General features: G+C 41.1%; 12 protein-coding genes and 1 tRNA gene. 7 read left to right on the top strand and 6 right to left on the bottom strand.

Annotation, left to right across the window (positions count from 1 at the left end):
- Positions 1 to 102 precede the first annotated feature (102 nt).
- Positions 103 to 762, bottom strand: coding sequence for an L-threonylcarbamoyladenylate synthase (locus LC608_RS17495; RefSeq protein ID WP_229554738.1), 660 nt, complete (start codon positions 760 to 762; stop codon positions 103 to 105).
- Between the two features lie 104 nt (positions 763 to 866).
- On the opposite strand from LC608_RS17495, the gene larC reads away from it, so the two are divergent.
- Positions 867 to 2,159, top strand: a complete 1,293-nt coding sequence (larC, locus tag LC608_RS17500; RefSeq protein WP_229554739.1) for a nickel pincer cofactor biosynthesis protein LarC — start codon at positions 867 to 869, stop codon at positions 2,157 to 2,159.
- Between the two features lie 287 nt (positions 2,160 to 2,446).
- On the opposite strand, the gene LC608_RS17505 is transcribed toward larC, so the two are convergent.
- Together LC608_RS17505 and LC608_RS17510 are read right to left on the bottom strand one after the other, a co-directional pair.
- Positions 2,447 to 2,611: a hypothetical protein gene (locus LC608_RS17505; protein WP_229554740.1), complete on the bottom strand. Its 165-nt coding sequence runs from the start codon at positions 2,609 to 2,611 to the stop codon at positions 2,447 to 2,449.
- A 13-nt stretch (positions 2,612 to 2,624) separates the two neighbouring features.
- Positions 2,625 to 4,214: an NAD(P)H-hydrate dehydratase gene (locus LC608_RS17510; protein ID WP_229554741.1), complete on the bottom strand. Its 1,590-nt coding sequence runs from the start codon at positions 4,212 to 4,214 to the stop codon at positions 2,625 to 2,627.
- 239 nt (positions 4,215 to 4,453) lie between these two features.
- On the opposite strand from LC608_RS17510, the gene LC608_RS17515 reads away from it, so the two are divergent.
- Positions 4,454 to 5,659: a murein hydrolase activator EnvC gene (locus LC608_RS17515; RefSeq protein WP_229554900.1), complete on the top strand. Its 1,206-nt coding sequence runs from the start codon at positions 4,454 to 4,456 to the stop codon at positions 5,657 to 5,659.
- 67 nt (positions 5,660 to 5,726) lie between these two features.
- Positions 5,727 to 5,799, top strand: a tRNA-Arg gene (locus tag LC608_RS17520).
- 479 nt (positions 5,800 to 6,278) lie between these two features.
- Here the strand turns inward: LC608_RS17520 and LC608_RS17525 are convergent.
- Positions 6,279 to 10,148, bottom strand: coding sequence for an NACHT domain-containing NTPase (locus LC608_RS17525; RefSeq protein WP_229554742.1), 3,870 nt, complete (start codon positions 10,146 to 10,148; stop codon positions 6,279 to 6,281).
- A 178-nt stretch (positions 10,149 to 10,326) separates the two neighbouring features.
- Here LC608_RS17525 and LC608_RS17530 point away from each other — a divergent pair, with 178 nt between their 5' ends.
- Together LC608_RS17530 and ylqF are read left to right on the top strand one after the other, a co-directional pair.
- Positions 10,327 to 10,710: a VOC family protein gene (locus LC608_RS17530; RefSeq protein ID WP_229554743.1), complete on the top strand. Its 384-nt coding sequence runs from the start codon at positions 10,327 to 10,329 to the stop codon at positions 10,708 to 10,710.
- A gap of 31 nt (positions 10,711 to 10,741) precedes the next feature.
- A complete protein-coding gene (ylqF, locus tag LC608_RS17535) occupies positions 10,742 to 11,623 on the top strand; it encodes a ribosome biogenesis GTPase YlqF (RefSeq protein WP_229473036.1) in 882 nt (293 codons plus the stop codon).
- A gap of 27 nt (positions 11,624 to 11,650) precedes the next feature.
- Here the strand turns inward: ylqF and LC608_RS17540 are convergent, their stop codons facing one another.
- Positions 11,651 to 13,135 (bottom strand): VanZ family protein, encoded by a 1,485-nt coding sequence (locus tag LC608_RS17540; protein WP_229554744.1) that lies wholly within the window; start codon positions 13,133 to 13,135, stop codon positions 11,651 to 11,653.
- Between the two features lie 695 nt (positions 13,136 to 13,830).
- Between LC608_RS17540 and LC608_RS17545 the strand changes: the two genes are divergently transcribed.
- On the top strand, positions 13,831 to 15,483 hold the full coding sequence (locus LC608_RS17545; RefSeq protein ID WP_229554745.1) for an adenylate/guanylate cyclase domain-containing protein: 1,653 nt from the start codon (positions 13,831 to 13,833) through the stop codon (positions 15,481 to 15,483).
- A 20-nt stretch (positions 15,484 to 15,503) separates the two neighbouring features.
- Here the strand turns inward: LC608_RS17545 and LC608_RS17550 are convergent, their stop codons facing one another.
- On the bottom strand, positions 15,504 to 16,127 hold the full coding sequence (locus LC608_RS17550; protein WP_229554746.1) for a Uma2 family endonuclease: 624 nt from the start codon (positions 16,125 to 16,127) through the stop codon (positions 15,504 to 15,506).
- 226 nt (positions 16,128 to 16,353) lie between these two features.
- Between LC608_RS17550 and LC608_RS17555 the strand changes: the two genes are divergently transcribed.
- Positions 16,354 to 17,721 (top strand): NAD-dependent succinate-semialdehyde dehydrogenase, encoded by a 1,368-nt coding sequence (locus tag LC608_RS17555; protein ID WP_229554901.1) that lies wholly within the window; start codon positions 16,354 to 16,356, stop codon positions 17,719 to 17,721.
- Positions 17,722 to 17,816: the final 95 nt, after the last annotated feature.

Here is a 17,816-nt window from a genome sequence, read left to right on the forward strand (position 1 = left end):
GACTGGGGATTGGGAAGATGAGTATGTGGATTCATACCCCAACCAAATCTTAAAAGAATTTTTTCCCCAGTAGCCAATACCCAATCCCCAGTCCCGGAATTCTTATACCCATGCTGCTGCTGCTTCCCAACCTAAACCCCTCCGTATAATTGCTGCTTCGTCTCCAGTCATATCCAAAATAGTAGATACTTCATAAGTAGGTTCTTCACCAGTGTCTACAATTATGTCTACCAATTTATCCAAACGGTCAAATAGCTCTACCCGCGACTGAACAGTTTCTGGATCTATCCGAATCATGCCATTATCTGCTTCATCTGGTGGCAGATGTGCTGAAGTTGAAATAATCGGATTGCCCAAGGCTGCCAGCAACTCCAAACACACAGTATGGTTTGGTACTCTAATTCCAGTAGTTTTCCGCTTGGGGCTTTGCACCAATCGCGGTACTAATTTAGTTGCTGGGAGCAAAAACGTGTATGGCCCTGGAATCAGGCGTTTCATAATTCGATAGGCTGTGTCACTTACGAAGGCATAAGTAGCCACATTTGAAAGCGAGGGACATAAAAATGTCAGTGGTTTATCATTTGCTAGCTGTTTAATTTGCCGCACTCGTTCTACCGCCGACTTGGCATTCAAATCACAACCGATCGCATAGACTGTATCAGTAGGGTAAAGCATGACTGCGCCACTAGAAAGCGCCGACTTTATTTCCTCTATTCGGCGAACTTGAGGATTATCCGGATGAACTGGGAAAATTTTTGCCATAACAGGGGGAGTGGGGAGTGGGGGCAGGGGCAGGGGGAGCAGAGGAGAAAAATTAATAACCAATGCCCAATGACTAATTACTAATGACTAATGACTAATTTATTATGAATAAAATTGCTTATCTTCAATGTCCGACAGGAATTTCTGGTGATATGTGCCTGGGTACTTTGGTAAGTTTGGGTGTTCCTGTGGAGTATTTAATTGAAAAACTCAATGGGTTGGGTATTGAACAGGAATATCACTTAAGGGCGGAATTTGTCCAACGGAATGGTCAGCAGGCGACTAAAGTCCATGTGGATTTAGTACACGATCGCCACCACCACCACGACCACGACCACGATCGCGAACACAGTCATGATCACACACGGCACTTGCCAGAAATAGAGCAGATGATTATCAAAGCGGGGTTGCCATTACGGCCAGAAGCTTGGAGTTTGGCGGTATTCCGACAGCTAGCAGTCGCAGAAGGGGCGGTGCATGGCATTTCTCCTGAAAAAGTTCATTTTCATGAGGTGGGTGCTGTAGATGCGATCGTAGATATTGTGGGTACTTGTCTGGGGTTAGATTGGTTGGGGATTGAGAGCAATGAGGAAGGATGGCCCCTACTTTACTGCTCGGCGTTCCCGACTGGTGGCGGCACTGTTCGGGCTGCACATGGTCAGATGACAGTACCAGTACCAGCAGTATTAAAGCTGTGGGAAATGCGGGGTTGTCCAGTTTATAGTAATGGGATTGATAGAGAACTGGTGACACCAACAGGAGCTGCGATCGCTACTACTTTGGCAAGAGATTTTGGTTCACCACCTGCGATCGCTATCAAGCAGATAGGATTGGGAGCAGGAACCATAAATTTACCCATTCCTAATATTTTACGTCTTTGGGTGGGTGAAAGTGCAAGTTTACAGTCAAATTTCAGCGATTTTGAAGATACTAGCTCAAATTTAGAAACGATATCAGTACTAGAAACTCAAATTGATGATTTAAATCCACAAGCGATCAGCTATGTGTTTGAGGCGTTGTTTGCGGCTGGTGCAGTGGATGTTTTTACCCAAGCGATCGGTATGAAAAAGTCCCGTCCAGGGATTTTGCTGACTGTGATTTGTCATCCAGAAAATTTACTCAGTTGTGAAACGGTTATATTCCGCGAAACCACTACTTTGGGTATTCGACGAACAACTCAGCAACGCGCCATTTTACAACGGGAAATTCAACAAGTGGAAATTGAATATGGTCAAGTGCGCGTCAAGGTAGCATGGAAAGGGCAATCACCAGAAAAAGTTATTGCAAATGTGCAGCCAGAATATGAAGATTGTGCAGACTTAGCCCGAAAACATAATATTCCCTGGCGCGAAATTCAACGGTTGGCGCTACAGCGTTGGTATTTAGCCAATGGCTGATACAAATTCTTCGTTCCTCGTCGGAGACTGGGAATGGCATTTTAAAGGCTTTGTCGTTAACCACATTTTTGTAACAGTCAAAGTGTCGCGCTCACCCAATACGGTTCGGATAAGCAGGGGAGGCAGAGGAGGAAAAAGAGTTATTGTTCAGTAGTTCTTCTCTCCCCCTGCAACGCCAGCCTGCCTCAACCAAGAAATTTCCGTGCCTTCAATTTTCATACTTTGGGCAATGAAAAACTTTATCTTCAATGGAAATTGGAATATTCAGGAGCGAGAAAATTCACACTTTAATAGTCATTGTCAGCCACACAAATGCCTTTACATTTAATACCGTTCGTAGCGGTGCGCTGACAATGAGGACATAAAACTTTTTCGTTTTCTGTTTCTTGATTTGTCTTTAAATTAGTACTTGGCTGTAATTTTTCTTTTTCGGTGTCGATTTCTAGAGTCATAGTTAAAAGCTGTTTAATTACTTAGAACTTTTATCAAATATTGTGTCAATGTAAACGCATCTACACCCAATTCAGTACGCTCTTGGGCGGCTATTATACCCGCTTGCGAATGCCACCATGCAGCAGTTGCCACAATATCTTCTACGGCAATCTGCTTCGTTGCTGCTTGCGCCAACAATCCACCCAGTAGCCCAGTTAACACGTCACCGCTACCGCCACGCGCTAAGGCGGGTGTGCTTTCAGGAATGATCCAAACAGCACCTTGAGGGTTTGCGATCGCAGTTCTCGCCCCTTTCAACAATACTATCGCCTCACTTTGGGCTGCTGCTTCCCGTACTGCTTGTACCCTGTCATGTTTGGCATCGGGGACATCAGGAAACAATCGTTGGAATTCGCCAGTGTGGGGTGTGAGTACGGTTACAGCAAGACGTTTTTTTAATGTGGCGATCGCTCCCATTTGTGCCAAGATATTTAAACCATCGGCATCGAGAATTAGAGGGCGTTCGCTTTCTATGACTTCTTGCACAATGGGAGTAGCATCTCGTGTTAAACCGGGGCCACAAGCGATGGCATTAAAAGAACTCAGATCGGTTTTTTCTGGTAATTGTAATTGAGCAATCGCTCCAGTTTCCGTCTCTGGACAACCGACAATTAGCGCTTCTGGCAAATGTGACACCAAAAGAGATTTCAGCGATTCGGGTACAGCGATCGAAAGCATCCCCACACCACTAGCCCTAGCACCCAAACCAGTTAAAATTGCTCCACCTGCATAGCGCCGCGAACCACAAATCAACAATAAATGTCCTTCCTTATATTTGTGGGTGACTGGTGGACGAGGTAGGGGTAAATTAGCAAGTACCGTTGCTGGTGTAATACGTTTAATTCTGGGTGCATCTTTTAGAACAGCTTCCACATCAGCTAAAGGAATATCGAAATCGATTAACTCAGCTTTGCCGAGATATTCTAATGCCTGATCTTGGAAGAAAGCTAGTTTCCATAAACCCAAGCAAAAAGTGTGAGTGGCGCGAATGGCAGTTCCTAATACTTCGCCTGTATCAGTGTGTAAGCCTGAAGGTATATCAATACTATAAATCGGCGCAGGCAATTGATTTAACTGATTAATTGCAGAGGCGATGGGATCAGTAAGGTTTCTTTCTAAACCAAATCCAAACAAGCCATCAATTAACAAATCAGAATTTGGCAGTTGCTCAATTGTTTGATAAATTGGAATGCCCAAACTCTGAGCATACTGTAAGTGCTGCGAAGTTAATTCTTTGAGCTTAGAGAAAGGAGAATAAATCCAAACCTCATACCCGCGAAAGTGTAATTCACGGGCTACTACTAAAGCATCCCCGCCATTATGACCCGGGCCGACAAGAATTCCAACACGAGATCCCCCCGCCTGCGGCGAGTTTGAAAGGATGTAGCCCTGCTTTTTAAGGGGGGTTGGGGGGATCTCTTGAATGCGACGGGCAATTAATCCCGCCACCTTTTCCATTAAAGCTACTACAGGCATTCCTGCTGCAAAGATCCGATCTTCAATATCGCGCATCTGCACAGCAGTCACTACCACTTGCGAAATTTCTTCTTGCCTATTCTGCATCAGTTTTAAGTCCTGTTAGCGGTAGCTGGGCCTGAAGCCAGTGCTGAGTTATCAGTTTTGGGGTAACTGAAACTTTAGCAGATTTCATACAAATGAACTACCTGCTTAATGCTGACATCGCGGGAATCTTTGTGTTACAACTTGGCAGACAATTTAATCATGCGTTGGAGTGGGTGAATCAGATTTTGGGAATAATCCTCATAGTGTTTGAAAGCATCGTTTTGGTTGGGCTTCACGCTATGAGAGCGCGATTTATAAGAAAAAAGCAGATTTTTGGCTATTTATCTATTGCATTTTGCTGCATTATGTGGATTTGTTTGGCATTAATTCCAGTCCACGCAACCTCCACAGGTTCTATTGATAATTTGCGACAACAGCAGCAACAAATGAACCAGCAGCGTCAGAGTGTGGTTAACGATCGCGATCGCTTAACAAATCTCCAACAAGAGGCCCAAAAACACCTCACTGGTTTAAAACAAAATCTACAAACTACAGATAACTACATTCAAGAGAGCGAATCACGATTACAACTCGCTACCCAACGCCTCCAGCAGTTGGAAACTGATTTAGCAGTAGCGCAACGTTCTTATGAGGAGCGGCAAATAGCAACAGTAGCACGATTGCGTTATCTCCAGCGATCGCCTGCATCTGTTGGATGGGCAGTTTTGCTCGAAAGTGAAAATATCAGCGACTTTTTCAGCCGTCGTCATCAGTTGAAGTTAGTCTATCAGGCAGACGAACAAATTTTGGTAAAACTCAACCAACAAGCACTCCTGATAAATAAACAAAAAACGGACGTAGAACAGCAAAAAAACGAAATTGCCTTGATTCGTGAGCAATTGTTAGCACAAAAATCCGATTATCAAAACCAGGCGGAGTCACAATCGGAATTGATTCAACGTCTTAATAGCGATCGCCTAGCATTGGAAGCGGCGCAAAACCAGCTAGAGAGGGAATCCAAAAATCTGGAAGTCTTAATTCAACAAAAGGTAGCAGAAGCTAGAGCAACAGAGGAAGCGCAAGCAAAAACCAACAGTCGCACCAGTGTGATTATTCGGGGAACTGGTGTAATGGCATATCCTAGCGATGCTTCTACTAGCAGTCCCTTCGGCTGGCGAATGCACCCAATCCTTGGCTATCGTCGCTTTCATGCCGGGTTGGATTTTGCCGCTAGCTATGGTAGTAAAATTCGGGCAGCCGATTCGGGCAGAGTAATTTTTGCTGGGTGGTATGGTGGTTATGGCAGAGCAGCAATTATCAACCACGGCAATGGTATGACTACACTCTACGGACATACCAGCGAGTTGTATGTTTCCGAAGGACAAGCAGTCGAACGCGGACAAGCGATCGCTGCTGTCGGTTCCACAGGTTTCTCAACTGGCCCCCACCTCCACTTTGAAGTCCGCCGCAATGGTACACCGGTAGACCCAGCTAATTATCTTTGAACCCAAAAAACCAAGTTTCTTTAGGCTGCAAATTTTATCACAGACGTGCTATAATGTGTAAGACTAAGGGCGCGTAGCTCAGTGGATAGAGCAACAGATTCCGGTTCTGTGGGTCGGGGGTTCAAATCCCTCCGCGCTCGTTACCTGTCGATTGCCAAATTATTTGTCTGCATTGAAGTATTGATGTCCGTGTTGATAAATTGTGTGTCACTACGACATCCTGCCTGCCATATCTAACATTATCGCAGAACTCTTTTTTTAGAGGATAACTAACCCTCTTCTAATAAACAGAAATGTTTCTTTATATCCATTGGGAATGTGATCGCTTTCCTAGGGCGCTTTTGTGAAAGTGGGAAAATCCAATCAGTGAAAGCCTTTAGCAGCTTTACTTTTTGGCTGTAGGTTTTAATTTATATTAGAAAATAAAGCCTCGAACCTTTGTTAAATCAAAGTTCCATAGCCTGGCTTAAATTATTGTTTTCCGAGAGTGACAGAAGAGGGCTAATCAGTGTTTAATATTAGAGCTAAAATCAAGCTCCCTTTAATATAATAAAAATCAGGGTGTGGTTATAGTCACTCTGCTATATAGCAGCTAAAGCTATTCAACGAGCTAATTCTACTAAAACCAATTATCCTTGCGTGCAATTTCTCCTACTTTAACTACTTTTGATGCAACAATATTTCTACACTTAGCCTCAGCAGCAGCAACTAAAAATCCTGGATAATGCTCTGGTTCTCTGGCGATTTTCTGTGCAATATCATCAGGTAGAGAATCGGTTGATACTATGCGAATAAATTTTTGATAAGCATAACGTTCAGACACAACGCCTTTCAAATAACTTTTTGATATGATGTTCAGAGCGGATTGCCAGCTAATTTGTTCGTTTCCAAGTAATTGAATCGCTACACTTTGCCAATATTGCAGCACTTGAAGGTCAGTTCCATTGTATTCATTTAGATATTTTGAATATAAATCTTTGGGATTATTTGAGCGAATACTTAGAATAGTTAAGGTTCTTGCCTTTAAATTATCTGGCAACGACTTAACATTAAATATAATTAAACGGGCACTCGATTGCTGTGTTACTGATACAGATTCTTCTACGGATTTATATAAACGTTGCCAATTATCGATAGATAAGTTTTCAACCAAAACGTCAATTGTTATAGCAAGTTGTTCTAATGTTTTCTGACTACCCCAAGTTATTAAAAGTAAAACAGCAAACATTTTGTCAATTACATTATCTGTTTGTTCAAATAGCTTTTGCCAATAGGATATTGTACCAGCTCTCAATCTTGCATAACGTGCCCTTCTACACAACGAGACAGAGTGGTCAAAAAGGTCAGTAAAGCCTTTACAAGTTTCACTTTTAGACTTAATCCCACTAGCAATATTAGCAATATGCAAAAATACCCACTGTTCACCAAATAATGAACGAGCCTTTTCAACTAAATTATCCCAATGCGTTATTTCAGTTGCCCATTCAGCTACAGTATTTTGTGATTCATTTTCTACAGTATTTAAAAAATCATAGAACTTATCCAATACAGGAAAATTTGTTGGATCTTTAATTGTTTGTCTATCGAGAGAAGGAATACGTACTATTCTAGTATTAGAATAAATCATCCTCTCCTCTTGCCATATATGCGACAATGATAATGGATAATAGTAAACAGTGAAAGCTATGGCATATCGCTTTGCATCCAGAGCATAACTCAGAAGTTCTAAAATATATTTTGGACGCGGTTGAACATCAGTGTTAAAATCTCCGCTGAGAATCGATTTAAAGGCAACGTTGAAATGCTCTTCTGTGATTCCAAAATAATCATATCGCCGCGCCTTAAAAAGAATTTCAATGCGTAGTGGGTTGCTAATCTCATCCGAGAGTATTGTACTTAGTTCGCTTACGGATAGCCGTGATATACTACCAAAGTACAATCCATATTCAAGCCAGCGCGTGCGATCACCATTTTTTTGAGCAAGAACAGCTCCAAGCCATAATTTATCAACATCCTCAGAAGATGCATTTGCTTTAATTAAATCAATTACATCCAAGGCATAGTCTTTAGGAGGAGCATTCCCTAAAATTGCAAGGCAACGGGTAATAAGTTCATCTTGACCACAATCTTTTGGAAGTACCAGTGGATTACCTGAACCAAGCCTGCGACTGTTAGAGGTTAATAAGTACCGTAACCCAATACCGTCTAAAATAAGTTCTATAACTTTACGGACAGACTTAGGGTGTTGATTAAAAACCCAGTCAGACAGTAACATAGCAGCCAATAGCCTTGGATAGCTAATAAGCGAATATCCATCCTCTGTAATAAGTTCTTCGATACGATCAATTAAATCTGCAAGTTCTCCTTTGCTATAGCATCCAGCATAGAACCTTGTAACATTTAGCCAGTAAAAATCACGTGCGATTGCATCAAATCGATCAGGTTTTGTCCCAGGTTTTTCGTTTCCTGGTGGTGATGGTGGAGCTGTAACGTACAGATGTTTTGCTGCAAAATATTCCCGAAGAGGTTGAACCTCAAACTCATAAGTACCTTCAACACGAGATACTAAAGCACCTACACGCTCAACCATGCAAACCAATAAATCTTCCACCAAGGACTCTGGATATCCTTCATTGGTAAGATAATCAGCTAATAAATTATGAAGCCGTTCCTGCGTGATACGACCACTACCATTTTTTTCTTCAGCTTCTACGTGAAGTATCCATGCTAAGTACCTATTGATATCAATTAATAATTCTCGATTATTTCTGACTACCGAGTTTTTTTCTGCCTCCCTATCGAAATAAAGCTCTATGTAACTGTCGTAAAGAGCAGTACGTTTATCAGGCAAAGATGCAGTTTTTCTAAGTATTAGGCTAAATAATATAGTTAACTGCATTGCATTTCTAGCAAGATCCCGCAGGTGAGGCAGGTCTAACTTTTCCTGAATAACTTTTTTGACATCCTTGATTTGTTGTTGATCTAGCTTTCTAGCCTTCATCCACTTTTTTGCATAGTCATCAATTAGTGGACGAGTAACTGAGCCTAAATGGTAGTAAGGAAACATATCCTCTGGGAAACCCGGTGAATCCGCAAATGCAGCTGGACGACTGGTTACTATAACTTGTAGAGATGCTGCATTTCCTCCAATACGCTTAACCCCGGTAATAATCTCTTTGACAACTTCCCTTCTTGTCTCTATATCAGCAACTTCATCGAGTCCATCAAAAACAAGAAGAATGGAACTTAGCTTTGCTACAGCGTGTAAATCCGCCACATCAAACTCAAAACCACCAGAATCATTTTCTATCTGAGCAGCAAGAAAAGACTCTAAAGATTTATTCCATTTGGGGTGTGGTTCATTATATTTATCGGCAGAGAAGGGATTTTGTTTTGCTAGCCAAGAAGCTAAATCTCGAAGATCAACTCTAAATGGTAAACGGACAGATGAAAACTTATGCTCCCCTGGTAATTTTTCAAAAGCTTCATATTCTCTGTACTGATCTGGAATCAGTTGTTCTATCTTCTCTTTACCAAGAATTTGCATCCTATGCACTTGACAAACGTACTGGGTTATAGTTGATTTTCCCTGTCCCGGGGCACCTTCCAGTACTACACAAGAAATATGTTTTTGCATCAGTGGGTGAAGCAGCATCGCTGCTGCTCCCAATTGCTCATCTCTACCCCCATTAACCTCAAGAAGTGTGTCAAATGTGGAGGATAAATCTTCGGAAGAAAAACCTTTTTGACTAGCTCGACGACGATGAAAAATATCACGAGCAATAGACCGATGCGTAAAATTATAAAGGTAGAGTCGTTTTCTCGTAAGTGCGCTATTCGGTGGTACAATTGGTATATCTATAAATAAATCAAGAAGCCTGTTATCAAGCTCAACCTGCTTAAATTTGACTTTTTGATCTATATCAAATTGATGTGTAACATAAGCTCGAATTGCAGAAGCTCTTCTTTCCTTATTTTCTGATAGTCCAGACTCAATTACAGACCTAATTAAATCTTGACCTGTCATCAGTGCAGGATATACCCACTTGAGATCCCAGGCATTATCTAAACGTCGGCTTAAATCATCACGCCACCAACATTTTGATGAAACACCAAGTTGGCTATTTAGTAATTGATTAGCTTTATCAATTGAGCCAGAATCAGGATGTGCAGTTCCTTTAATATTCGTAAGTAAAATATATTGTTTTGCTCCCTTTGGGATTTGCTTTTTAAGTTTTGCCGCTTCGCCCTTGAGAGTATCTACCAACCATTTGTGAGGGTCGGCTTCTGCTAAAGGTTGCCTTACGAACTTAACTTGGTACATTATGAAACCGTGCTCATCATCCTCATTAAGAGGACTTAGTGCATCTCTGCCACCATCAGGTTGTGCAACTGGAAAACATTGGACATTAGGAAACTCTTTCGTAAGTAGGGCTTGGCAAAATTGTTGAAAGCTTTCTGGTTCTAGATTCTCAAAGGGGTAATCCATACTGTTTTCCTGAGTTGATCTTGTTATAGCAAGAGCTAAAAGATATTTTTAATAACTGTTAAAATAACAATATATACACTAATATTGCTTTATTAAACCTGTGTTTTATCTACCTGAAAATATCTGTAAAATAAAATTTCTGTAAGTTGGACAAAAGTTCAAGGGGCGATATGCAAATATGGTTTTACGATATACTAACGCATTTGTCACCATAGCATCGGTTAATTGCGAGACTCTAGTTATTTTTTATACTAAAATTTTGGAGCAAAAGCCAGTTATTTTGATTACGAATGTCTATGCTGAGTTTAATTTGGTTGGTATGCGTTTAGGTATTTTTAAACCAAAGAACACAAACGAATCAGAATTTGAAGCGATTGCCAAAAGTAAGATAAGTCTGTGCTTAGAGGTGAGTAACTTAGAAGATGCGATCGCTCACCTAACAACTTTGGGCTATCCCCCACCAGGAGACATTTCCATTGCTTCTCACGGCAGAGAAATTTATGCCTATGATCCTGATGGTAATCGGATAATTTTACATCAAGCCCCAGTGAATGATAATTAATAAGTGATAATAATTTATTTGGTAATTGATTATGGCTATAACTCAAAACTATAGATTAAACCTGATTCAATGGTATCCAGGTCACATTGCGAAAGCTGAAAGGAAGCTCAAAGAACAGCTGAAGCGCGTAGATGTGGTGTTTGAGGTACGAGACGCGCGGATTCCCTTAGCAACTCATCATCCGCAAATAGGTGAGTGGGTGGAGGGTAAGACACGGGTGTTGATACTTAACCGAGTAGATATGATTACGCCGCAAATGCGATCGCTGTGGATAGATTGGTTTAAACGTCAAGGAGAAGTCCCTTATTTTACCAATGCTCAACATGGTAAAGGTATAGCAGAAGTGGCGCGGGCAGCACAAGCTGCTGGAGTAGAACTTAATAAAAGAAGAAGCGATCGCGGAATGTTACCCCGTCCAGTGCGGGCTGTGGTGATTGGTTTTCCCAATGTCGGTAAATCAGCTTTGATTAACCGCCTGTTAGGACGGCGAGTTGTAGAAAGTGCAGCCCGTCCTGGGGTGACGCGCCAACTGCGCTGGGTGCGAATTTCCGAACATTTGGAATTGCTAGATGCTCCTGGTGTCATCCCTTTAAGATTAGAAGACCAAGATGCAGCATTGAAATTAGCCATTTGTGATGATATCGGTGAAGCATCTTATGATAACCAGCTAGTAGCAGCGGCTCTAGTGGATTTACTCAACTATTTAGAAGCTGTAGCCGCAGATTTATTACCAAAGAAACCATTACAGTCCCGTTACCAACTCGATTCGACATCAGACACCGGAGACACCTATTTGCACGCCTTGGCGGAGCATCGTTACAAAGGTGATATAGAGCGAGCTGCAAGGCAACTTTTAACAGATTTTCGCAAAGGTTCGTTAGGTGAAATGAGTTTAGAATTACCGCCTAATTAAATAAGAGTGACAGAAAAGGAAAAACTTCTAACTTCTGATTTTTAATTGAGCAGCCCGCACTCTCAAAATTAACATAGTTCCTCCTGTAAATAACATACCGAGTAACAGGGTTTTTAGGCTAAGGCTTTTCCCGCTCTCACTTACTAAAATACCTTCCAATATTAGAGAAGGTATTAATATTCCCCCATAAATCAATAAATTAGAAAGGATCAATCTTCTTTTTGCTAGTAGAGTTAATATCGTTAAGCCAAACCCTAGAGGAATAAAACTTAGTGCATAGTAAAAAATTCTCTGATTTTTAGGTATTAATTCCAATAAATTCAAAGAGTAAAAATTCTGTAAGTTATCTACATATACTTGAATAGTTGCTCTGGAATAAGTGATGATTATATGGTGAGGTTTAGTGTCTGTAAAAATATTAGGTATATTCAGTCTTAAATCTGCTCCATTTTCTCCAGTTATCGGCGTTCGTAATCGAAAATCTAAGCCATTTCCCTGCTGTCCTAGTGTCAAATTGCGACGTAGGGAAGTGCCGGAAATCGAAATAACGCGGGCAGGGCCAAACTGCTCTAAGTTAGTAGTAGCCAGGGTAGTGCTGAGTGTAAATTCAGATGTTTTACTAATTCTTTTGCTGAGAGTTGTGACAGGAGTAGCTGTTTGTAGCCAATGACTAGAACTCAAAAAAACACCTTTACCTTCCTGTGCATCTAAAGGCTGTCCTTGCCACAATAGTTCTGGCAATTGTCCAGTCTGTTCTTTATAGCAACATTTTCCTTTAAATTGATAATTAGCTATTAGTGAATTACCAAGATTATTAAAGTAACTGGAATCAGCTAATCCTTGTGCTACCTCATTTCTTGAGATGGCTCGATCAGCAATATAAATTTCAGACATATATCCTTGCCAAGGTCTATCCCTCGTCTGTTCGTTACCAATCAGTAGGGGATAATTTGCATCCCAATTACTCAAATTTATCGTATTTTGCCACAACAGCGAAATCAAGAATGTCAAAAGTATATATCCAATAAAAAATACTACTATCTGTTTAATTGAGCGGCTAGCTCTACTGTTTTCTATTTGTGCAACAGTATTTTTAAAGCTTTGACTATTCCATAGATAAAAGCAAATTAAACCAATAAATCCACCAATACTATTGTTAATAATATCCGATGGAGTAGGCATTCTTGAAGGTAGAAATATTTGCAATACTTCAACTGTAAACGATAAGCCAGCACTCACCAAAGTAACTATGAAAACTTGCACTCCTGTTTTTATTCTTCTTTTCTGCAAGAGTCTAGTGAAGCCAAACCCTAAAGGCATAAATAGCAAAAAATTATTTACCTGGTCTTGAAAATTACTAGCATTGTTAAAATTGGCAAAAAACTCTGGCAGGGAAAAACTGTCTGGGATGAAAAAATTAAATGGATAAAGTGTAGCTAATAGTACTAATAAAATGCTGCCAATCACAATCACTAAATTAAATACTTGAGAAAAACTCGGGCGTTGATTCATAAAAATTTATGTTATTATTACGACTAACAATAAAGTTAGTTTCAATACATCAATGATTTTTGAGAGTAAGTAACTCAGGTACTTTCTTACTTTTCCGTGCTAAGGATGAATTATTAATTACCAATAATACATGCTTAAAGCTACTTTTGAATTACAGGCGATCTCAACGCTGCTTTAATATTATTTACTAGTAGATAATTATGATCAAAAAATTATGAAAAAATCATCAAGATATTATGAAAACTACATATAGTTGGGTTTGGGCTTAAGTTGACACTAATGGCAGATATACGCTCCGATTGAGGGTTTTATTAAGAAAGGCAGCAGGTGAGGCGGTGCGGTTTGGATAAGAAGATCCCCCCGCCTGTGGCGACTTCTTTAAAAAGGGAGTAAAGGAGGAAATTAGCCTCGTAATTTATCGGGGGTTGGGGGGGGATCTTCGCAGGGTAAACAGCCGCAGTTTGAACTTACCGTACTAGCCCAAAAAATTGAAAATTTGCTGGTTTCCCTTCACAACGAGATTCAAACCCACTCTAAACTGAATCTCCAGCAAAGTTACCTCCTTCAATGTAACATCTGTCACATGCATTTGTCGGAATCAGTTAACAGTGTCATAAAGAAAAGGTGAAGGTTAACCTGTAGTGTATAACTTACCTTAGAGTTGCTTGCACCTCTAGCTTTGATGGATCACACTCATGACTGAACTCACGCTACGCCTACAAGAGGGAGATACCGAGACAACGATCGCAGTTGATCAAGATATATTCACAATTGGCCGTTTGCCGGAATGTAGCCTGTACTTACCTTTTGCTGGAGTATCTCGCAACCATGCCCGCTTGGCGAAAACAGCTGACGGTGTGTGGACTATTGAGGATCTGGGCAGCAAAAACGGGACGCAAGTAAATAAATATCTTGTTAACTTTCCCCAAGAGCTACATCACGGCGATATCATTTGGCTGGGCAATGTTAGCCTGGTAGTGCTGCTCACAAGCCCTGTTTCCCAACCGACACCTGGGTATCCTGGAATTTCGGACATTAATGAGCAAAGAACAATTCTTCACAGTGTTGAACAATTACAACAGCAATGGATCGCAGCTGATAGCAAAGATGGCAACATCAATAATAAAGACAAAACTATTGCCCGTCTCAAAGACTTAGTGGACATAGCCAAAAATCTCTGTGCAGCAGCGTCGATAGAAGAGATTTTTTCTCAGGTGCAGCAAGTGGTTTTTCGTTACCTTGATAGTATCGAGCGTTTGGCATTATTAATTGATGTTAATGGTTGCGGTCAATTAGAATTAGTCAATGCTGCTACTAGAAATATTTCCCAACAAAAACATCTCCCCTCTGATGGAAGTTGGATTAGTCGTAGTATCTGTCAAAAGGTATTTGACGAAAAAGTTGTTATTCAAACAGCCGATACCCAGCAGGATGAACGGTTTGCTAGTGAACAGAGTATTTTGGTCAAAGGCATTCGCAGCGCGATGGCAGTGCCTTTATGGGATGAGAATAAAGTTGTAGGCGTATTGTATGCCGATGCCAATCTTTCTTCTTACCATTGGGCAAATGAAGGCGAAGAAGAACTCAGCTTTTTTTCAGCTTTAGCAAACCTTGTGGCTTCTAGCGTCCAGCGTTGGCTACTCGTAGAGAAACTCAAAACTGAAGAAATGATTCGTCACCGACTAGAACGCTATCATTCTCCCGCAGTCGTACAGCAGTTGATATCTTTAGGTGCATTACCGGGTGGTCGTTTAGCTCCCACCGAGAGCGAAATCAGTATTTTGTTTGCAGATTTGGTTGGCTTTACGGCAATTTCTGAACAGTTAACACCAACTGCGATCGCTCAATTATTAAATAATTTATTTGAAGAAATGCTAAAAGAAGTGTTTACTTGGGGTGGCACTTTAGATAAGTATATTGGCGATTGTATTATGGCATTTTTTGGCGCTCCAGAACCGCAATCAGATCACGCCAATCGCGCTGTTAATGCTGCCAAGGGAATGCTCACTCGTCTCGAACATCTTAATGCCAACGGTTTTTGGCACGAACCGCTTCAATTACGTATTGCGATTAATAGCGGTAAGGCTGTTGTGGGAGATGTTGGTAGTTCTCAAAGGGTGGATTATACCGCATTAGGCGCGACGATCAATCTTGCTGCTCGTATGGAAGCAGTTTGTCCCCCTAGTGAATGCGTGATTAGTGAAGCCACTCATAAAATGCTTGCACTGCCTTCAGACTTTGAGGAAATGGGAGATTATCGTTTCAAAGGTATTGAGCGATTAGTTAAGGTTTATCAGACAAAATTGCAGCCAATGCCAACAATTATTACTCCATTTATTAATCTTTAGTTTGAGGAACGAATTACGAATTACCTGACTGTGCCAGCACTAAAAATTTGCTCTGCTGTCAAATTCAACTCTGGAAAAATTGATGACTCGATCCGGTCATCTCCTCGAAATTTACTAACGCGATACTCTTCTTCTTCTAAAGAACAAACCAAAATAGTAGGTTGTTTGGGTTTGCCAATAAATTCTCTACCACCCAATGCACCATAATCTACAATCCAATATTCAGGAATTCCCATTTCTTCATAATCAGCGTATTTTTTCAGATAATCATCACGCCAGTTTGTACTTACCACCTCAATTACTAAAGGAATTGATGCTGCTTGAGTAACAGTTGATTCTTTTTTCCACCGAGGTTCATTAACTAAATTAGGCTGATTTAGTATCAGGACATCTGGGGAATAAGCAGATTCGTTTTCAACTGGTTTGACGAATACTGTTTTGGGGATGAAATAACGAAGATTTAAGCGACTATATTCTAAAGTAATTTGTGTAGCTAAAAATCCAATCACTTCTTCATGGTCGCCTATGGGTTGGGGCATTTCTACTACTACTCCATCATATAGTTCGTAACGTTTAAGAGTGTTATCTGGATATTTAGCAACGAATTCATCGAATGTAACTACTTTGCGTAAGACTTGAGTCATAGCTTGATTCCTCAATTTTGCAAATTATAACAACTTTAATTGTCTTTAATTCATCAACATTAATACTTGTTGATTGGTATACTTTAATTCAAAAAAATTGCAAAATTGTAATATTGTCCAGCTAATTCTTAGCTAAAAGACTAGAATTTGGATAGTAGCTTCCTCAATTTATATGTATAACATTAGGAAGCCAACTTCAAGCTATTTTTTAACGGGAGGTCAGGTAATGGCGATCGCCACCATTAATCCCGCCACTGGGGAGACGCTCAAAACCTTTGAGCCACTCAATGATGCAGAAATTGCCGCTAAACTCGATTTGGCTAATCAGACTTTTGAAAAGTATCGTCAGACTAGTTTTTCTGAGCGATCGCATTGGCTGCAAAAGGCTGCTGATATTTTAGAGCAAGACAAAGCAGAATTTGCGAAGTTGATGACTCTAGAAATGGGTAAGCCATTTAAAGCTGCGATCGCAGAAGTAGAAAAATGTGCCGTCGTTTGTCGCTACTATGCCGAACATGCCCCTGGTTTTTTGGCTGATGTTTCGGTAAAAACGGATGCCAGCCATAGTTTTGTTCGCTATCATCCAATGGGTGCAATTCTCGCGGTGATGCCGTGGAACTTCCCCTTCTGGCAAGTGTTCCGCTTTGCTGCACCAGCGCTAATGGCGGGAAATGTCGGCTTACTCAAACATGCTTCCAATGTGCCGCAGTGCGCCTTGGCAATTGAAGATATTATCCAACGAGCAGGTTTTCCTGAAGGTGCGTTTCAAACTCTATTAATAGGCGCTGCGAAAGTTGCCGATTTAATGGCTGATGACCGCGTAAAAGCTGCCACATTGACAGGAAGCGAACCAGCAGGTGCATCCCTCGCCGTCGCCGCCGGGAAACAAATCAAAAAAACAGTTTTGGAATTAGGAGGAAGTGACCCGTTTATTGTGTTAGAAAGTGCTGACTTAGAGACAGCAGTTGTCACAGCTACTACAGCGCGGATGTTGAATAACGGGCAATCATGTATTGCAGCGAAACGTTTTATTGTTGCAGAAGCGATCGCAGACAAATTTGAAAAATTACTTTTAGAAAAATTTGAGGCGCTCAAAGTTGGCGATCCCATGCAACCAGATACCGATTTAGGCCCACTGGCTACTCCTGGTATTCTCCAGGATTTAGATCAACAAGTGCAAAATGCCATTAGCAGTGGTGGTAAAGTCCTCACCGGTGGACATCCTTTATCAGATCGTCCTGGAAACTTTTATCCACCAACGATTATCATAGGTATCCCGCCTGAAGCATCAATTGCCAAAGAAGAATTCTTTGGCCCGGTAGCTTTGTTATTCAGGGTTCCAGATATCGATGCTGCCATTAAACTCGCTAATGATAGCCCCTTTGGCTTAGGTGCAAGTGCTTGGACAACCAACAACCAAGAGAGCGATCGCCTGGTTGAGGAAATCGAAGCAGGTGCCGTATTTATCAACAGTATGGTCAAATCTGATCCCAGGTTGCCCTTTGGTGGCATCAAGCGTTCTGGATATGGCAGAGAATTGAGTATTCAGGGTATACATGAGTTTGTCAATCTTAAAACCGTGTGGGTTAAATGATTAGTCATTAGTCATTGGTCATTGGTCATTAGCCAAAAAAATGACAAATGACTAATGACGTAGACGCTTCTGCGGCTTCCCGCAGGGTAGGACAA

The sequence above is a fragment of the Nostoc sp. XA010 genome (genome assembly GCF_020829625.1).
Classification (GTDB): domain Bacteria; phylum Cyanobacteriota; class Cyanobacteriia; order Cyanobacteriales; family Nostocaceae; genus Nostoc.

Excerpts from the sequence above, each read along its gene's own strand:
- LC608_RS17495 (WP_229554738.1), bottom strand. The coding sequence starts at position 762 with ATGGCAAAAATTTTCCCAGTTCATCCGGATAATCCTCAAGTTCGCCGA.
- larC (WP_229554739.1), top strand. The coding sequence starts at position 867 with ATGAATAAAATTGCTTATCTTCAATGTCCGACAGGAATTTCTGGTGAT.
- LC608_RS17505 (WP_229554740.1), bottom strand. The coding sequence starts at position 2,611 with ATGACTCTAGAAATCGACACCGAAAAAGAAAAATTACAGCCAAGTACT.
- LC608_RS17510 (WP_229554741.1), bottom strand. The coding sequence starts at position 4,214 with ATGCAGAATAGGCAAGAAGAAATTTCGCAAGTGGTAGTGACTGCTGTG.
- LC608_RS17515 (WP_229554900.1), top strand. The coding sequence starts at position 4,454 with ATGAGAGCGCGATTTATAAGAAAAAAGCAGATTTTTGGCTATTTATCT.
- LC608_RS17525 (WP_229554742.1), bottom strand. The coding sequence starts at position 10,148 with ATGGATTACCCCTTTGAGAATCTAGAACCAGAAAGCTTTCAACAATTT.
- LC608_RS17530 (WP_229554743.1), top strand. The coding sequence starts at position 10,327 with ATGGTTTTACGATATACTAACGCATTTGTCACCATAGCATCGGTTAAT.
- ylqF (WP_229473036.1), top strand. The coding sequence starts at position 10,742 with ATGGCTATAACTCAAAACTATAGATTAAACCTGATTCAATGGTATCCA.
- LC608_RS17540 (WP_229554744.1), bottom strand. The coding sequence starts at position 13,135 with ATGAATCAACGCCCGAGTTTTTCTCAAGTATTTAATTTAGTGATTGTG.
- LC608_RS17545 (WP_229554745.1), top strand. The coding sequence starts at position 13,831 with ATGACTGAACTCACGCTACGCCTACAAGAGGGAGATACCGAGACAACG.
- LC608_RS17550 (WP_229554746.1), bottom strand. The coding sequence starts at position 16,127 with ATGACTCAAGTCTTACGCAAAGTAGTTACATTCGATGAATTCGTTGCT.
- LC608_RS17555 (WP_229554901.1), top strand. The coding sequence starts at position 16,354 with ATGGCGATCGCCACCATTAATCCCGCCACTGGGGAGACGCTCAAAACC.